The 16356-nt window shown below is 62.9% G+C and carries 17 protein-coding genes and 1 pseudogene; 8 read left to right on the top strand and 10 right to left on the bottom strand.

From position 1 onward, the window contains the following. The first annotated feature begins 521 nt into the window (after window positions 1-521). Window positions 522-857 carry a ComEA family DNA-binding protein gene (locus SB756_RS19170; protein ID WP_410911423.1) on the top strand — a complete coding sequence of 112 codons (336 nt, stop codon included), beginning with the start codon at window positions 522-524 and terminating at the stop codon, window positions 855-857. 255 nt (window positions 858-1112) lie between these two features. Here SB756_RS19170 and SB756_RS19165 read toward each other — a convergent pair whose 3' ends face one another. Next, window positions 1113-1280 carry a DUF2897 family protein gene (locus SB756_RS19165; RefSeq protein WP_016500979.1) on the bottom strand — a complete coding sequence of 56 codons (168 nt, stop codon included), beginning with the start codon at window positions 1278-1280 and terminating at the stop codon, window positions 1113-1115. Between the two features lie 183 nt (window positions 1281-1463). Here SB756_RS19165 and pyrF point away from each other — a divergent pair, with 183 nt between their 5' ends. After that, window positions 1464-2165, top strand: coding sequence for an orotidine-5'-phosphate decarboxylase (pyrF, locus tag SB756_RS19160; RefSeq protein ID WP_059395257.1), 702 nt, complete (start codon window positions 1464-1466; stop codon window positions 2163-2165). 84 nt (window positions 2166-2249) lie between these two features. On the opposite strand, the gene SB756_RS19155 is transcribed toward pyrF, so the two are convergent. Together SB756_RS19155 and SB756_RS19150 are read right to left on the bottom strand one after the other, a co-directional pair. Beyond that, window positions 2250-3275 (bottom strand): acyltransferase, encoded by a 1026-nt coding sequence (locus tag SB756_RS19155; protein WP_410911421.1) that lies wholly within the window; start codon window positions 3273-3275, stop codon window positions 2250-2252. A 163-nt stretch (window positions 3276-3438) separates the two neighbouring features. Beyond that, the gene (locus SB756_RS19150; RefSeq protein ID WP_410911420.1) at window positions 3439-4440 is read right to left on the bottom strand and encodes an NADP-dependent oxidoreductase; all 1002 of its coding nucleotides are present in this window, start codon (window positions 4438-4440) and stop codon (window positions 3439-3441) included. Between the two features lie 176 nt (window positions 4441-4616). On the opposite strand from SB756_RS19150, the gene SB756_RS19145 reads away from it, so the two are divergent. After that, the gene (locus SB756_RS19145; protein ID WP_410911418.1) at window positions 4617-5378 is read left to right on the top strand and encodes an SDR family oxidoreductase; all 762 of its coding nucleotides are present in this window, start codon (window positions 4617-4619) and stop codon (window positions 5376-5378) included. A 72-nt stretch (window positions 5379-5450) separates the two neighbouring features. Here SB756_RS19145 and SB756_RS19140 read toward each other — a convergent pair whose 3' ends face one another. After that, entirely contained in the window at window positions 5451-6620 is a 1170-nt protein-coding gene (locus SB756_RS19140) for an MFS transporter (protein WP_341797892.1), read from the bottom strand. Window positions 6621-6784: 164 nt separating this feature from the next. Here SB756_RS19140 and SB756_RS19135 point away from each other — a divergent pair, with 164 nt between their 5' ends. The 3 genes and pseudogenes from SB756_RS19135 (at window position 6785) to SB756_RS19125 (ending at window position 10240) form a co-directional block, all read left to right on the top strand. Further along, a complete protein-coding gene (locus SB756_RS19135) occupies window positions 6785-8182 on the top strand; it encodes a PLP-dependent aminotransferase family protein (protein WP_410911416.1) in 1398 nt (465 codons plus the stop codon). Between the two features lie 117 nt (window positions 8183-8299). Then, window positions 8300-9379 (top strand): annotated as a pseudogene (locus tag SB756_RS19130) (HAMP domain-containing protein); the annotation flags it as partial. Continuing rightward, entirely contained in the window at window positions 9359-10240 is an 882-nt protein-coding gene (locus SB756_RS19125) for a methyl-accepting chemotaxis protein (RefSeq protein WP_410911519.1), read from the top strand. The pseudogene SB756_RS19130 and the gene SB756_RS19125, both read left to right, overlap by 21 nt. Before the next feature lie 146 nt (window positions 10241-10386). On the opposite strand, the gene SB756_RS19120 is transcribed toward SB756_RS19125, so the two are convergent. Beyond that, window positions 10387-11577, bottom strand: a complete 1191-nt coding sequence (locus SB756_RS19120) for a benzoate/H(+) symporter BenE family transporter (protein ID WP_019471938.1) — start codon at window positions 11575-11577, stop codon at window positions 10387-10389. A 278-nt stretch (window positions 11578-11855) separates the two neighbouring features. Here SB756_RS19120 and SB756_RS19115 point away from each other — a divergent pair, with 278 nt between their 5' ends. After that, window positions 11856-12458: a glutathione S-transferase family protein gene (locus SB756_RS19115; RefSeq protein WP_410911414.1), complete on the top strand. Its 603-nt coding sequence runs from the start codon at window positions 11856-11858 to the stop codon at window positions 12456-12458. Window positions 12459-12507: 49 nt separating this feature from the next. Here SB756_RS19115 and SB756_RS19110 read toward each other — a convergent pair whose 3' ends face one another. From SB756_RS19110 to SB756_RS19090, 5 genes are all read right to left on the bottom strand, one after another. Continuing rightward, on the bottom strand, window positions 12508-12879 hold the full coding sequence (locus SB756_RS19110; RefSeq protein ID WP_016500969.1) for a glutaredoxin family protein: 372 nt from the start codon (window positions 12877-12879) through the stop codon (window positions 12508-12510). A gap of 59 nt (window positions 12880-12938) precedes the next feature. Further along, window positions 12939-13484 carry a GTP cyclohydrolase I FolE gene (folE, locus tag SB756_RS19105; protein WP_003252789.1) on the bottom strand — a complete coding sequence of 182 codons (546 nt, stop codon included), beginning with the start codon at window positions 13482-13484 and terminating at the stop codon, window positions 12939-12941. 70 nt (window positions 13485-13554) lie between these two features. Continuing rightward, on the bottom strand, window positions 13555-14115 hold the full coding sequence (locus SB756_RS19100) for a Smr/MutS family protein (protein ID WP_341797896.1): 561 nt from the start codon (window positions 14113-14115) through the stop codon (window positions 13555-13557). A gap of 112 nt (window positions 14116-14227) precedes the next feature. Then, entirely contained in the window at window positions 14228-14548 is a 321-nt protein-coding gene (locus tag SB756_RS19095; RefSeq protein WP_114942694.1) for a hypothetical protein, read from the bottom strand. Between the two features lie 86 nt (window positions 14549-14634). Further along, window positions 14635-15225, bottom strand: a complete 591-nt coding sequence (locus tag SB756_RS19090; RefSeq protein ID WP_012271080.1) for a cysteine hydrolase family protein — start codon at window positions 15223-15225, stop codon at window positions 14635-14637. A gap of 179 nt (window positions 15226-15404) precedes the next feature. On the opposite strand from SB756_RS19090, the gene prmB reads away from it, so the two are divergent. Continuing rightward, window positions 15405-16313: a 50S ribosomal protein L3 N(5)-glutamine methyltransferase gene (gene prmB, locus SB756_RS19085; RefSeq protein ID WP_016500966.1), complete on the top strand. Its 909-nt coding sequence runs from the start codon at window positions 15405-15407 to the stop codon at window positions 16311-16313. Window positions 16314-16356: the final 43 nt, after the last annotated feature.

Below are 16356 nucleotides of genomic sequence, written 5' to 3'. Positions count from 1 at the left end.
TTCAAGCGAAGCGGTTGTCCTAAGTCCGCAAATTTATCATTTCGTCATCACTATGACATCCCATCTGGCACGTTTTTTTCCCCTGATCGAAGGAAAATGCCGACAAGTATCGATGGATTGGATCCTATTTATATTTAAACGATCAACAAAAACGATTGTTTGATGTTATTCAGACATCATGCCAATGAAGTCGATATCACTCGGGTATACGACGAACGGGTGGGGGCCTTGTCCGGCAAGGCTCGTAGGAAAAACAACAGCGTTTGGTCTGAATGAAACCCAGGTTAAACGGGAATTTACCTGGCGGCGATTTGCTATCGCTTTTTTTTCATGAAGTTAACTTGAAATATGGCGTAACGCCATCATTTTCGTGTGGCCCAAGTTGCTTTTTTTACTGTTGGATTCGGTAACGATTAAATGGGCCGAGTCGCTGTTTGCAAAATCGCAGAACCGCTAGGGTTTGTTGCGCAGCCGAAGGAAAACGGCTGCTGGAAAATGACCAACCCAAGGAGTGTTCATCAATGCGTAACAACGTTCTGTCGTACCTGCTGCTGCCGCTGTTCGCCAGCCTGTCTTTTTCCCTTAGCGCGGCCCCGGCCAGCGCCACGGCGGTGCCCGAGCCGGTGCCGGTAGTGGCTCAAGCCCAGGCCCAGCAAGGGCTGCGGCTGGACCTGAACAAGGCCGATGCGCTGACTTTGCAGAAGGAGCTGAACGGGATAGGGAAGGCCAAGGCCGAGGCCATCGTGGCTTACCGCGAGGCCAATGGGCCGTTTGCTTCGGTGGATGAACTGCTGGAGATCAAGGGGATCGGGAACGCGTTGCTGGAGCGTAACCGGGACAAGGTGATGGTGGAGTAAGGGGCAGCAAGGCAGCCTGCGGGTGGGGTTGCCTTTTAGAAGACGGGGCTGCTTTGCAGTCCGTCGCGACTCAAGGCCGCTCCTGCCTGGACCACCTTCCTTGTTGAAGAGTGATTGGGGCAGGGGCGGTTTTTGTTTGGAAGGGATAAAGCTTAATGAGGTAAAAATCCCATAAAACAATGGGTTAAAAGTACTATTCGGTTTTCGTCAAAAAGCCGCCTGAAAAAATGGCTGTAAACTCAATGCTTAAACCTTTTAGCGGTCTTGCGCATCCTTGGCATCCGCTTCGGCATTGCGCTCATGCACCTTGCGCAGTTGCTCGTCAGTCAGTGGCAGTTTTTTTGCCGTATCGCGCAGCATCATCAGCCCACCGACGATGGAGCCGAGGGCTATGATGAGGATCAGCCAGGCATACCAGGGCATTGTCGTTCTCCTTAAACGGGTGGTGGGGCAGTGCTTGTACGAAATTTGAGCAGTAACCCGTTCCGTTGGTTCAATTATAGGAGCCAGCTGCCGCCGGGCCAATTCCGTGACCCGCGGGCCCCAAAGCCTGCGCCACTTCGTTTACAATGCGCGCCGTTTTCGACTTGCCAAGAGACCCTGCCCATGTCCGCCTGCCAGACGCCCCTGATCGTCGCCCTGGATTTCCCTACCCGTGAGGCCGCCCTGAAGCTGGCTGACCAGCTAGACCCCGCGCTGTGCCGGGTGAAGGTTGGCAAGGAGCTGTTCACCAGCAGCGCTTCGGGCATCGTCGAAACCCTTTGTGCCAAGGGCTTCGAAGTGTTCCTGGACCTCAAGTTCCACGACATCCCCAACACCACGGCCATGGCGGTAAAGGCTGCCGCCGAGATGGGTGTGTGGATGGTGAACGTGCATTGCTCCGGTGGCCTGCGCATGATGGCCGCCTGCCGTGAAGTGCTGGACAAGCGCAGCGGCCCGCAGCCATTGCTGATTGGCGTGACCGTGCTGACCAGCATGGAGCGTGAAGACCTGGCCGGTATCGGCCTGGATGTCGACCCGCAAGAGCAGGTGCTGCGCCTGGCGGCACTGGCACAGAAAGCGGGCATGGACGGTTTGGTGTGCTCGGCGCTGGAGGCCCCGGCGCTGAAGGCGGCGCACCCGTCGCTGCAGCTGGTAACCCCGGGCATTCGCCCGGCGGGCAGCGCGCAGGACGACCAGCGCCGTATCCTCACCCCGCGCCAGGCGCTGGATGCGGGTTCGGATTACCTGGTGATCGGCCGGCCGATCAGCCAGGCCGCAGACCCGGCGCAGGCGCTGGCTGCGGTGGTGGCGGAGATTCGTGGGTAATTAACCCGCGTTATTTAGAAAGGCCAGCCCGAGTGTGCTGGCCTTTTTTTATATCCGTCCGCTCCCTCATTGGTGCTACCGCAGTCAGATCACGGTGCGCATCGGTTTCAACAGCCTGATCAGGTAGATCGGGAGTAAAGTCAGCACGAACACAGCCACCGCCAGTACGGGTATTAACCACGCCAGCGAATGCCCCTCGATCAGCGGGCCGTAGAAGATACTGGCCCTGTTCATGACGAAAACGTGCAAGCAGTACAGGCCCAACGTGCAACCAGACAGCTCGGCCAGCAGCTTGCTGTGCTGTACCAGTCGCCCGCCGAGCGCAAGCAGCAGGCGGAAGGCGAAGATGGCGGCCAGTACCACGAACGGGGATACGTAGGAATAGAAAATCTGGCTGGGCTCGCCTTGCTGCAGGGACAGGGTGTGCGTGGCGGCGGCGGTCAGGGCGCCGGTGATGGCGAAGCCGCCAAGGTTTACCCAAGGGTTGCCAGCGCCGTGCTGCCGAATCTGTTCGTAGACGTAAGCCCCCAGGAATGCATAACCCGCAAACCCCATGAACGAAAACAACTCATAGGTATGGACCATGCTGGCCAGTGCAGGGCTGAACTGGGCGGCGGTGGGCAGCAGGCAGCTGATTACCAGCCAAAGGCCCAGGAACACCCGCTTCTCTTGCGGCCCGCAGTGTTGGTAGACCTTGGCCATGAACGGCATGAACAGGTAGATGCCGATGATCGCGTAGAGGTACCAGAGGTGGTAGTACACGGGGCCGTGAAGCATCGCCACGGTCGCTTGCCACAGGCTGCCATACCCGGCGCCCATGGTGTCCCGCCACAGTGCATAGAACACTGACCAGAACAGCAGCGGCGGCAGTATGCGCAAGAAGCGCTTCTGGTAGAACGTGATTGCACCGTCTGTTCGGTTCAACAACAGGGCACCGGACAACATCAGGAACAGCGGGACGCAAGACCTGACCAAGGAGTTGTAGATGTTGGAGGACATCCAGTTGTCATCAAGTTGGATCGCCCCGGCTGACGCGATGTGAAGGAGTACCACCATGAAGCAGGCGGCGATCCTGCAAAAGTCGAGTCCGGCATTCAAGCGCTGCTGCATCGGTTGCCCACCTTGTCGCTACCTTGCGTAATGGGTGTTTGTCGATGCCTGAATGTACGGTGGGAGGGGAAAACTACAAGCGGCGAAAGTGCCACAACAAGGGCTGGCGCCCGATTTCACGGGCTGCGCCGCCCCTTCATGGTGCGGCGCAGGCCTGCAGGGGTTAGACCTTCAGCACCAACTTGCCAAAATTCTCCCCATTGAACAGCTTCAGCAGCGTCTCGGGGAACGTCTCCAGCCCCTCCACCACATCTTCCTTGCTCTTCACCTGCCCGCTGGCCAGCCACCCGGCCATCTCCAGCGCGGCCTTGCCGTAGTCCTTGGCGTGGTCCATCACCACAAACCCTTCCATACGCGCACGGTTCACCAGCAGCGACAGGTAGTTGGCCGGGCCTTTCACCGCTTCCTTGTTGTTGTACTGGCTGATCGCGCCGCAAATCACGATGCGGGCCTTGAAGTTGATACGCGTCAGCACGGCGTCGAGGATGTCGCCGCCCACGTTGTCGAAGTACACGTCCACGCCTTTGGGGCATTCGCGCTTCAGGCCAGCCAGCACGTCTTCGGCCTTGTAGTCGATCACCCCGTCAAAGCCCAGTTCGTCCTTCAGGTACTGGCACTTCTCGGCGCCCCCGGCAATGCCGACCACGCGGCAGCCTTTGACCTTGGCAATTTGCCCGACAATGCTGCCCACTGCACCGGCCGCGCCGGAGATGACCACGGTTTCGCCGGCTTTGGGCTGGCCAACTTCCAGCAGGGCGAAGTATGCAGTCATGCCGGTCATGCCCAGTGCCGACAGGTAGCGGGGCAGGGGCGCCAGGTTGGGGTCGATCTTGTGCAGGCCCTGGGGCTCGCCGGTGAAGTAGTCCTGCACGCCAAGGGCGCCGCTAACGTGGTCGCCCGGCTTGAATGCCGGGTGGTTGGAGGCAACCACTTCGCCCACGCCGAGGGCTCGCATTACCTGGCCCAGGGTCACAGGAGGGATGTAGGACTTGCCTTCGTTCATCCAGCCGCGCATGGCCGGGTCCAACGACAGGTACAGGTTGCGCACCAGCACCTGGCCTTCGCCGGGTTGTTCGGCAGGCACGCTTTCAAAGGTGAAGTCGTCACGGCATACGGCGCCGACCGGGCGTTTGGCGAGCAGGAAGCGGCGGTTGGTCTGGGTCATGGCGGGGTCCTTGTGGGCAGTGGAGGATGCTAGGTGTTCAATCTACCTTGTTGATGTAGGCAGGTGGTTAACATCACTGACAAGCATGGTAGCCCAACCGTTGGTGTGATGATGCTGCCCGGCGAGGCAGTGGCTGACTATGCTCTGAACCCCAGCATCCCCTTCAGGAGCACGCAATGAGCATGACCTTTTCCGGCCAGGTAGCGCTGGTCACCGGCGGCGCTGCCGGTATAGGCCGGGCAACGGCCCTGGCGTTCGCCCGCGAGGGCCTGAAGGTGGTAGTGGCCGACCTCGACCCGCTGGGTGGCGAGGCCACCGTCGCGCAGATTAACGCCGCAGGCGGCGTGGCGTTGTTCATTGCCTGTGACGTCACCCGCGACGCCGAGGTGCGCCAGTTGCACGAGCGCCTGATCGGCGCCTTTGGCCGGCTGGACTATGCCTTCAACAACGCCGGCATCGAGATTGAGCAGCACCGCCTGGCTGAAGGCAGCGAGGCGGAGTTCGATGCCATCATGGGCGTGAACGTGAAGGGCGTATGGCTGTGCATGAAGTACCAGTTGCCCTTGCTGCAGGCCCAAGGCGGTGGGGTGATCGTCAATACAGCCTCGGTGGCGGGGCTGGGAGCGGCGCCGAAGATGAGTATCTACAGCGCCAGCAAGCACGCGGTGATCGGCCTGACCAAGTCGGCAGCCATCGAATACGCGAAGAAGGGTATCCGCGTGAATGCCGTGTGCCCGGCGGTAATCGATACCGACATGTTCCGCCGCGCCTACGAGGCCGACCCACGCAAGGCCGAGTTCGCCGCCGCCATGCACCCGGTGGGGCGCATTGGCAAGGTCGAGGAAATCGCCAGCGCCGTGCTGTATCTGTGCAGCGATGGCGCGGCGTTTACCACCGGGCATTGCCTGACGGTTGATGGCGGGGCCACGGCGATCTGAGCCAACTCAGATAGCCTGTTCTGGCCCTATCGCCGGCAAGCCAGCTCCCACAGGGCCCGCGGGTACCCGAAGTTAACGCGAGCCCTGTGGGAGCTGGCTTGCAGGCGATAGGGCCCGGCCAGACCACCACAATGCCAGCCCAACCGCTGCACAGCCCACCACCAACACCCCACCGAATACCAGCAACGCCATCCGTGACCCCAACCGGTCACTCAGCAACCCGGTAAAGATTACCGGCAAGCTGAACCCCAGGTACGCCAGCAAGAAGAACCCGGCACTGGCCCGTGTTTTCTCACTGCCAGCCAACTGGTTCACCGCCGCCAGCCCACCCAGGTAGATAAACCCGTAGCACGCACTGCTGGCCGCCACAGCACCCAGCAATACCGCACTCAGCTGCCCGCTGTCCGCGCCCCAAGCCAGCACGGCATAGCTGCAGGGCAGTATCAGTAGCCCCAGTAGTGTGGCCGTGCGGCTGCTCAGGCGCCGGGCCATCGGCTGGAACAACAGCCCGCAGCTGATCACGCAGAAAGTCGAAAACCCTGACCAGTCACTAAGGCCATGCTGGCGCAGGATGCTTGGCAGCAAGGCGATCACCAGGCCCACGCAGGCCCATGCCAGCAAAATGGCCAGGCCATAGGCCACGCTGCCACGCGGGTAGCAGGGTAGGCGCAGCATGGGGTTGTGTTGTGCCGGGCGGGGGTCGGGCAGGCGCCATACCAGCAGGATGGCCAAGGCTGCCAACAGCAGTTGCAGGTGGAAGCTGCCGGGGGTGAGGCTTGGGCCGCTTAGCAGGAACACACTGGTCAGCGCCGCACCCAGGCCAAAGCCCAGCGAGGTGCTGGCGGTGACCCAGTTGGCCGCGCGGGTGGTGTGCTCACCGCCCATCAGCTCGCCCATGTAAGCGGTGGCCGTGGCCGAAGCCAGCCCGGTGCCCAGGCCCAGGAACAGCCGGGCAAGGCCCAGGGTTTGCAGGCTGGGGGCCAGCAGCATCAGCACGGTGGCGATCATCGACAGGGCAAGTGCCGCCACAATCAATGGCCGGCGCCCGACCCGGTCGGCCAGGCCGCCCAGGGCCAGCAGCACGGGCAGTACGCCCAGCACATAGCCGGAGAACGCCACCGCAGTGGCAGCGGCGCCCTGGCCGGAAAGGTCGGCGTAGGTGATGTACAGCGGGGCCTGCAGGTTGACGGCCAGGGTGATCAGGCAGAGGGCGAAGGCCAAGCGGGCCGGGGCGGAGGGCATGGGTAGGGATCCTGGTTTCTCTAGTGGCTGTACCGGCCCTTTCGCGGGTTCACCCGCGAAAGGGCCGGGCCTGCTCACTCTGATGCCAGCCTATTCCACCTGCCAGACACACCGTCACTCCATTTATGCTTAACTGTTCGCTCAAAATCTGCGAACACTTACCCATGCACTTCTCCCTCGATCGCACCGGCCCCACCCCGTTGGTGCAGCAACTCACCGACCACCTGCAAGCCTGGATCGTCCAGCACCGCCTGCGCCCCGGCGCACGTCTGCCATCGATCCGCGCGCTGGCCCGCAGCCAGGCGGTCAGCGCGTCCTGTGTGATCGAGGCCTACGACCGCCTGGTCGCCAGCGGCTGGCTGGAGGCCCGCCACGGCACCGGTTTTTTTGTCGCCGAGCGCAAGCCCGGGCCCCCGATTGACGATACGCAACCCTGGGGTGAGTCTGGCGACGGCAACTGGCGGCAGTTTCGCGAGGGCCATGACGAGTTGCTGAAACTGGGCTGCGGCTGGCTGCCCAGCAATTGGCGCGCTGCAACCGAGCTGGCCCAGGCGGTGCGGCAGGTAAGCCGCGGCGCCCCGCAGGACCTGTTCGACTACTGCCCACCCCTGGGCCTGGCCAGCCTGCGTCAGCAATTGCACAAGCGCCTGGCGCAGCTGGGCATCGCTGCCGGCCCCGAGCACATCCTCACCACCCACGGCGCCAGTCACGGTCTAGACCTGCTGGTGCGTACCCTGCTGCGTCCAGGCGACACGGTATTGGTGGAAAACCCTGGTTACTACAACCTGTACAACCTGCTGCGTCAGCACCAGGTGCATATGCTGCCGGTACCGCGTACCGCAGAGGGCCCGGACCTGGCGGCCGTCGAAACCCTGCTGGCCACGCACAAGCCGCGCTGCCTGTTCATCAACAGCCTTTACCAGAACCCTACCGGCACCAGCCTGACACCCAAAGTCGCCTACCGCTTGCTCGAACTGGCCCGTGAACATGATCTGCGCATTGTCGAGGATGATATCTACGCCGACTTCCAGGAGGGCCCGGCTACACGCCTGGCCACCCTCGACAGCGAGCAACGGGTGATCTACATGGCCAGCTTTTCGAAAACCCTCAGCAGTTCGGTGCGGGTCGGCTACCTGGTCGCCGACCCTGCGTTGCTGGCGCGTCTGGCCGAGCTGAAGATGGTCAGCGGTATCGGCACGTCACGCTTTGCCGAGCAGGTGGTGGGCCAGATGCTCGCCAATGGCAGCTACCGCAAGAGTGTTCAACGCCTGCGCGTACGCCTTGGCCAGCACATGGCCAAGCTGCTGGGCCAGTTGGAGCAGGCGGGTTGGCAGGTATTTTGTGAGCCTTGTGGCGGCATGTTCGTCTGGGCGCGCGTGCCCGGCCGGGACTTCGCCAGCCTTGAGCAGATGGCGCGGGAGCATGCGGTGCTGCTTACCCCGGGCAGCGCGTTCGATTACCAAGGCACGCCCAGCAGCTGGCTGCGCATCAATGTCGCCTATGGGCAGGATTCCCGTGCCCAGGCCTTCCTCCAGCATGCAGGGCGACCTCTGCCAAGCTGAAAACGACACGCTCATAGCTATTTGACACTATCCTGACGCCAAGCCCTTGTTCATCGGCAGGCAACGTTGCCACCCTTGGCCTTCGGGATAACCTCGCACGCAGAAGGGGAATCGGCGATGGGCGCGAGCAAGCACAGTGTGCTGGCCAACCTGGGCATGGCCCGCAAACTCGGCCTGGGCTTTGCCTTGGTGCTGGTGCTGACCCTGGCGGTGGCGGCCATCGGCATCGCCGCGCTGCACAGCGTGGGCCAGCGCTTCGACAGTTTGCGCCAGCTGGCACAGTTCAATACCGACCTGCTGCGTTTGCGTCAGCATGAGCAGGCGTTTGCCCTGCGCTCCGACATCCAGCAGGCCGAGGCCTTGCGCAGCGGCTTGCAGGGCTTGGCCGAGCGCGCCCGAGGCCTGCCGGCGCTGGTGGCGGCCGAAACCGATCTGGCTGCCTACGGCCAGGCGTTCGAAGCTTATGTGGCGGCGGTGCAGGCCAAGGAGCTGGCGCTGGACATGGCCAGCTGGTCGGTGTCCAGCGTCGCCAATAACCTTGATGTGCTGCAGGCCGGCCTGGCCGACGACGGCGTATACACACTCAAGCAGTCCCAAGGTCAGCAGGGGGGCGAGTTTCTTGAGCAGGCTGCGCAAGTGGCGCAGGTGTCGCGGCTGATGTTGCAGGCCATGGACGAAGCGCGGGTGCGCCTGGAAAAAAGCCGCAAGGGCGAAGAGGGCGTAAGCCAGGAGCGTATCGCCCAGACCGTGGAAGCCGCCAGCCTGGTTGGCCAGTTGCAGGGTGCGGTCAGTGATGCCGGCTACCAGAGCGTGCTGGGCGAGGTGGCCGGGCACATCGGCAGCTTCTCGGAAAAACTCAATGAATACACCGACCAGCTGGCCCGCGAGCAAGGGCTGAAAGCCCAGTTGCAGGCCAGTGCCGAGCAAGTCACCGGGAGGGTCGACCAGGCTTACCTGGGGCAGGAGCAGGCGCTGCAGGGTGAGCTGCAACGCAATGCCGTGGCCATTGCCCTGGCCACCGGCCTGGCACTGCTGGTGGGTGTGCTGGCCGCCTGGCTGATCACCCGCGCGGTGGTCGGCCCGCTCAAGCATGTGATCGCCCGCGCCCAGCGCATTGCCGCTGGCGAGCTGGGTTTTGACGCCCAGGCACCGCGTCGTGACGAGGTGGGGCAGCTGATGCAGGCCATGCAGCAGATGGCCGCGGGCCTTTCAGGCATTGTCAGCGGCTTGCAGCAAGGCATCGAACAGCTGGCGGGTAGCGCTCAGGCGTTGTCGGCAGTGACGGAGCAGACCAATCGCGAGGTGGGCAGCCAGAAGGAGGAAACCGAGCAGGTGGCCACTGCCATGCAGCAGATGACTGCCACCGTGCACGATGTGGCGCGCAATGCCGAGGAAGCGGCGCAGGCGGCCCAGGCGGCGGACGACAAGGTTGAGTCGGGGCAACAGGTGGTGCGCCAGAGCATGCAGCGCATCGAGCAGTTGGCGGCGGCGGCAGAAACCGCCAGCGCCGGCATTGACAGCCTCAGTGCCGAAATCCACACCATCGGCGACGTGCTGGAGGTGATCAAGAGCGTGGCCGAGCAGACCAACCTGCTGGCGCTGAACGCCGCCATCGAGGCTGCCCGCGCTGGCGAGCAAGGGCGTGGTTTTGCCGTGGTGGCCGACGAGGTGCGTGCGTTGGCGCGGCGTACCCGGCAGTCTACCGAGCAGATCGAGGTCCTGGTTGCCAGCCTGCGCGGTAACGCCCAGCAGTCGGTGGCGCAGATTCGTGGCAGCACTGAACTGGTTCGCCTGGCAGTGGCTGATGCGCTGCAGACGGAAAGCGCGCTGGGCAGCATTGCGGCTGCGGTTTCATTGATTCAGCAGATGAACCAGCAGATTGCCGCGGCAGCCGAGCAGCAGAGCTCGGTGGCTGAAGAGATCAGCCGCAGTGTCACGCAGATTCGTGGCAGTGGGGACCAGGCGGCGCTGGCGATGCAGGACAATGCCCGGTCGAGTGTGCAACTGGCGCAGTTGGGCACCGATTTGAAGGGGATGGTGGGGCATTTCAGGTTGTGAGCCTGACCCGGAATATCTGTTGCCTGTGCGGGCCTCTTCGCAGCACAAGGCTGCTCCTACAGGAATATCATTGGGCCTTAGGGCTGTGGTGCCCTTGTAGGAGCAGCCTTGTGCTGCGAAGAGGCCCGCACAGGCACCAATAAACCTCAGGCCTTGCGCGGGTTGAGGATCATCAAGGCCAGCACCCCCGCCACAATCCCCCAGAACGCCGAGCCAATCGAGAACAACGTAAGCCCCGAGGCGGTGACCATGAAGGTAATCACTGCCGCCTCCCGCTCGCGCGCTTCGCTCATGGCCACGGTCAGCCCGTTCATGATCGAGCCGAACAGTGCCAGTGCGGCAATCGACAGCACCAGCTCTTTCGGCAACGCTGCAAACAGCGCCGCCAGCGTCGCGCCGAATACCCCGGCAATGCCGTAGAAAATCCCGCACCACACCGCGGCGGTATAGCGTTTGCTCGGGTCTTCATGGGCGTGCGGCCCGGTGCAGATCGCCGCGCTGATCGCCGCCAGGTTGACCCCGTGCGAGCCGAATGGCGCCAGCAGCAGGGAGGCAAAGCCGGTGGCCGAAATCAGCGGCGAGGCTGGCACCTGGTAGCCGTCGGCGCGCAGCACGGCCACGCCGGGCATGTTCTGCGAGGTCATGGCCACCACGAACAGCGGAATGCCAATGCTGATGGTGGCCGCCAGCGAGAAGCTCGGAGTGGTCCACACCGGCTTGGCCACTTCCAGGTGGAAGCCGCTGAAGTCCAGCAGGCCCAGGGCGCCGGACAGTGCCGTGCCCACCAGCAGCGCCGCCAGCACGCAGTAACGCGGCGACAACCGCTTGACCAACAGGTAGCTGAAGAACATGCCCAGCACCAGCAATGTGCGATGCTGCGCCGCAACGAAGATTTCGCTGCCGATCTTGAACAGGATGCCCGCCAGCAACGCCGAGGCCAGCGATGCCGGGATACGCTTGACCAAGCGCTCGAAGCTGCCAGTGAGGCCGCAGATGAGCACCAGCACGGCACAGGTGATATAGGCACCAATGGCCTCGCCATAGCTCACCCCGCCCAGGCTTGTGATCAGCAACGCGGCGCCGGGGGTAGACCAGGCGATGGTGATGGGGGTGCGGTAGCGCAGCGACAGGCCGATGCTGCATACCGCCATGCCGATCGACAGCGCCCAGATCCATGACGAAATCTGCGCGGTGGTCAGCCCGGCCGCCTGGCCAGCCTGGAACATCAGCACCAGCGAACTGGTATAGCCGGTGAGCATGGCGATGAAGCCGGCGACCACCGCCGACGGGGAGGTATCTGCCAGGGGCCGCAGGCGTGCGGAAGTGGCATCGGTCATGAACAAAGTCCTTGTAAAGGTGTAAGCAGTTTTTTCAGACTACAGCGAGCAAGATTGATCCTTGCCATACAGCGGCCATTGCTTTTAGCCGTACAGTCGCCAACTATTGGGCGCAATTAAAAAACTGCACGGTTTGGCACCTGCCTTTTGTAGGAGCAGCCTTGTGCTGCGAAGAGGCCCTTACAGGCGCAGCAAATGCATGGGCTGAAAAGGCCTCTTCGCAGCGCAAGGCTGCTCCTACAAGGGCGATACAGATACGGCGACAGGGGAGAGGGGCGATGTACAAGGTCTATGGCGACTACCAGTCGGGCAACTGCTACAAGGTCAAGCTGATGTTGAGCCTGCTGGGCCGGCCGTATGAATGGCACCCGGTGGACATCCTCAAGGGCGAGACCGAAACGCCCGAGTTTCTGGCGATGAACCCCAACGGCAAGGTGCCCGTGCTGGAGCTGGAGGACGGCAGCTATTTGTGGGAGTCCAATGCCATTCTCAACTTCCTGGCCGATGGCAGCGAGTTCCTGCCCAGCGAACCGCGCCTGCGCACGCAGGTGTTGCAGTGGCAGTTCTTCGAGCAGTACAGCCATGAGCCGTACATTGCCGTGGCGCGCTTTATCCAGTTCTACCTGGGGCTGCCGGATGAGCGGTTAGATGAGTACCGCAAGCTGCACAAGGGCGGCTACAAGGCACTGAGGGTGATGGAGCGACAGCTGCAGATGACGCCTTACCTGGTAGGTGAGCAGTACTCGATTGCCGATGTGGCCTTGTATGCCTACACCCATGTGGCGCAGCAGGGCGGGTTCGACCTGGCCGATTACCCGGCGGTCCGCGCCTGGCTGGAGCGTGTCAGCAGCCACCCGCGGCATGTGCCGATGGTGGGCTGATCTTCATCCTGGACCGGCCCTATCGCCGGCACAGGATGACTAGAATCTGTCAGGCCGACGCGAACCGCTCATCCAGGTAGGCAATGATGGCTTTGGACTCATACATCCAGGTCACCTTGCCGGCTTCTTCAATGCGCAGGCACGGCACTTTCACCCGGCCGCCACCTTCCTGCAGGGCCTGGCGGTGCACCGGGTCGTTCTTGGCATCGCGCAGCGCCACCGGCACGTTCAGCCGGTGCAGGGTACGGCGGGTCTTGACGCAGAACGGGCAGGCATGGAACTGGTACAGCTCCAGGCCCTTGGCCGCTTGCTCGACGCGGGCCTGGGCAGCGGCGTCGCGCTTGCGCTTGGCCGGGCGGCTGATCCAGTCAGCGAACACGATGAGCTGGCCGAGGCCAACCCGCAGGGCTTTGACGATCATGGGCAACTCCTGAAATGCAAAAGCCGACCCGGCTGGGTCGGCTTGGGGTCAGCAGCCAATCACTTGATCAGGCTGAGGAACTCGCTGCGGGTGGCGGCGTTATCGCGGAACTCACCCAGCATCACCGAGGTGATCATGGTCGAGTTCTGCTTCTCGACACCGCGCATCATCATGCACATGTGCTTGGCCTCGACGACCACGGCTACACCGGCGGCACCGGTGACCTGCTGCACGGCTTCGGCGATCTGGCGGCTGAGGTTTTCCTGGATCTGCAGGCGACGGGCATACATGTCGACGATGCGCGCTACCTTCGACAGGCCCAGTACCTTGCCCTTGGGCAGGTAGGCCACGTGTGCCTTGCCGATGAACGGCAGCATGTGGTGTTCGCACATCGAATACAGCTCGATGTCCCGGACCAGCACCATTTCGCTGTTGTCAGAGCTGAACAAAGCGTTGTTGGTGACTTCTTCCAGTGTTTGCTCATAACCGCGGCAAAGGTACTTCATCGCCTTTGCAGCCCGCTTGGGCGTGTCGAGCAGGCCCTCACGGGAGACGTCCTCGCCAATCTGGCTGAGGATCTCGGTGTAGTTCTGTTCCAGGGACATGGATCTACCTGTGGGAAAAAATCGCAAAAACGAAGGTTACGGCGGTGAGGGCGGCGCTGCAAGCGCGGCGTTACTCGTCGCGGCCTTCGAGCATGGTTCGCTTGAGCATCACATACACCGCGCCAGTGCCGCCGTGGCGGGCGCTGCACGAGGCAAAACCGAGCACTTGCGGGTGCTGGCGCAGCCAGGTGTTGACGTGGCTCTTGATCATCGGGCGCTTGCCGTCCAGGCGTGCCGCCTTGCCGTGGGTAACCCGTACGCAACGCACTTCCAGCTTGGTGGCTTCGGCTATGAAGTCCCACAGGGTTTCGCGGGCCTTTTCCACGGTCATGCCGTGCAGGTCGAGGCTGCCCTCGAACGGGATCTGGCCCAGCTTCAGCTTGCGCAGCTGGCCTTCCTGCACGCCGTCGCGGCGCCACATAAGCTCGTCTTCGGCGCCAACGTCGATGACGAACTGGTCGGACATGCCGTCGATGACCAGGGCCTTGTCACTGCGCACGGTTGCAGCGTGGCGCAGCCCGGCCAGCTTCTGGCGGTCGGCCTTGGGCTTGCCGACTTCGGCGCGGTCGTGGCGAATTTGCTTTACGCCACGCACTTCGGCCTTGAACAGGGAAAAATCGTCGTCTTGCATGATGCCTCCACGTGGGCGGCGTAGTTTACGCGACTGTGGGGCCAAGTGCAGCCTGTGCGGGCCTCTTCGCGGGTTCACCCGCGAAGAGGCCCGCACAGGCGACATAAAATCATCAGTCGTGCTTTTTCATCAGATGCGGCGACAGGTTCAATTCCCGCCCGCGACGCAAGCGAATGCGGCTGCGCCGCCAGAAGCGCACGCCCAGCCACAGCAGCAACAAGCCAGCCCCGGTGAGGATGCTGGACAATGGCTTGTTGGCATTGAGTTCTTGCAGGGCAGGGTAGTTGCCCAGCAGGCCTGCGACGCCGGCCATGGCCAGCAGCACGCCCAGGGTCGCCAGCAGCGCCGACAGGCCGGCCGCCAGGCGGGCGCCCCAGTTACGCGGCTGGCGCGTGCGCAGGCGCTTGGCGTCGAAACTGCCTTTAAGCTTCATTCCGCTCTCCTCTGTGGATATCCGGAATTCGACCTGCCGCCGCCCATCGGGTTCCGCCCGGCTGCCGGGCGGTCAAGCCCTGCCGCTCAGATCAGGCTGGCGGTGGGGGCCACGCAAGCGAAGTTGTCGGCCATGACGGCCATTTCGCACTGGTGAATCTGCGCCGCCGGGATGACACCATCCTTGAAGGCCAGGTCGCGGGTTGCCGAGGCGTCTTCCACCAGGGTGCACCGGTAACCATAGTCCTTGGCGCGGCGAACGGTGGTGCTGACGCTGGAATGGCTCATGAAGCCGCAAACAATCAGGTCGAGATGGCCAAGCGCCTGCAGCGTTTCGTGCAGTTGGGTGTTCTTGAATGCGTTGGGCATGCGCTTTTCAATGACGATTTCACCTTCCAGCGGCTCCAGCCCCGGAATGAACTGGCCGGCAGGCCCCTGTGGATCGAAGCGGCCACCGACTGTGCCCAGGTGGCGAACATGGATGATCGGACGGCCGCTCTTACGGGCGGCGTCGAGCAACCTGGCGATGTTGGCCACGGCCTCGTCCATGCCCGACAGCTGCAGGGGCCCACTGAGGTACTCCTTTTGCGCATCGATGATGATCAGGCTGGCGTGGCTCAGCTTGGCCGGCGGGTAGTCGCGGCCAGTGAGGCGGAACATCGTGGTTGGAACGGACATCAAGGGCTCCTTGGAAGGGCTTTTGTATACCTATTGTCCCCTGCCTTGACGCCAATGGGAATGGTTGACAACGCAAGCGGCATGGTTACTGGCCTGTGGCTAGCCTTTGGGCGCTGCAAACGAACAAATGTGCGGGTGGGGCTGTTAGACTTTTGTCCTGTCTGAAATAGGAGTACCCCGTGATCACATCCCGTCTGCGCACGCTGCGCGACTACATCCGCTGGGCGGTCAGCCGCTTCCACGAGCACGACCTGTTCTTCGGCCACGGTGCCGACAACGCCTGGGACGAGGCCCGCCTGCTGGTGCTGGGCGCAGTGCACCTGCCATGGGAGGTGGCCGACAGCTACCTGGACTGCATGCTCGAGGACGACGAGCGGGTACGCCTGCAGCATTTGCTCAAGCGCCGTATCGAAGAGCGGGTGCCAGCCGCCTATCTGTTGGGCGAAGCCTGGTTCTGCGGCATGTCGTTCATCGTCGACGAACGTGTGCTGGTGCCGCGCTCGCCCATTGGCCAACTGATCGAAAAACGCTTCGAGCCGTGGCTGGCGAGCGAGCCCGCGCGCATTCTCGACCTGTGCACGGGTTCGGGCTGCATCGGTATCGTCGCGGCCGACGTGTTCCCCGAGGCCGAGGTGGTGCTGGCCGACCTGTCGTTCGAGGCCCTTGAAGTGGCCAACCAGAATATCGAGCGCCATGGCCTGGACGGCCGTGTGTACACCGTGCAGGGCGATGGCTTTGGCGGTTTGCCGGGGCAGCGTTTCGACCTGATCCTGTCCAACCCGCCGTATGTCGATGCCGAAGACTTCGACGACATGCCGGCCGAGTACCACCACGAGCCAGAACTGGGCCTGGCCTGCGGCAACGACGGCCTGGACCTGGTGCGGCGCATGCTGGCGGAAGCTGCAGACCACCTGACCGACAAGGGCTTGCTGATTGTTGAAGTGGGCAACAGCCAGATCCATGTCGAGGCGTTGTACCCCGAGGTGGACTTTGCCTGGCTGGAGTTCGAGCGTGGCGGGCATGGGGTGTTCATGCTCACCGCGGAGCAGTGCCGCCAGCATCAGGAGTTGTTCAAGGCCCGCGTTTAGGCTATTTGGGGCCGCAAAGCGGCCCCAATATCCACCCGCTCAC

Source organism: Pseudomonas sp. SIMBA_068 (assembly GCF_046534705.1).
Classification (GTDB): Bacteria; Pseudomonadota; Gammaproteobacteria; order Pseudomonadales; family Pseudomonadaceae; genus Aquipseudomonas; species Aquipseudomonas putida.
Note: the sequence above shows the minus strand (reverse complement) of the source record. Positions and strands in the feature narration are given on the sequence as shown.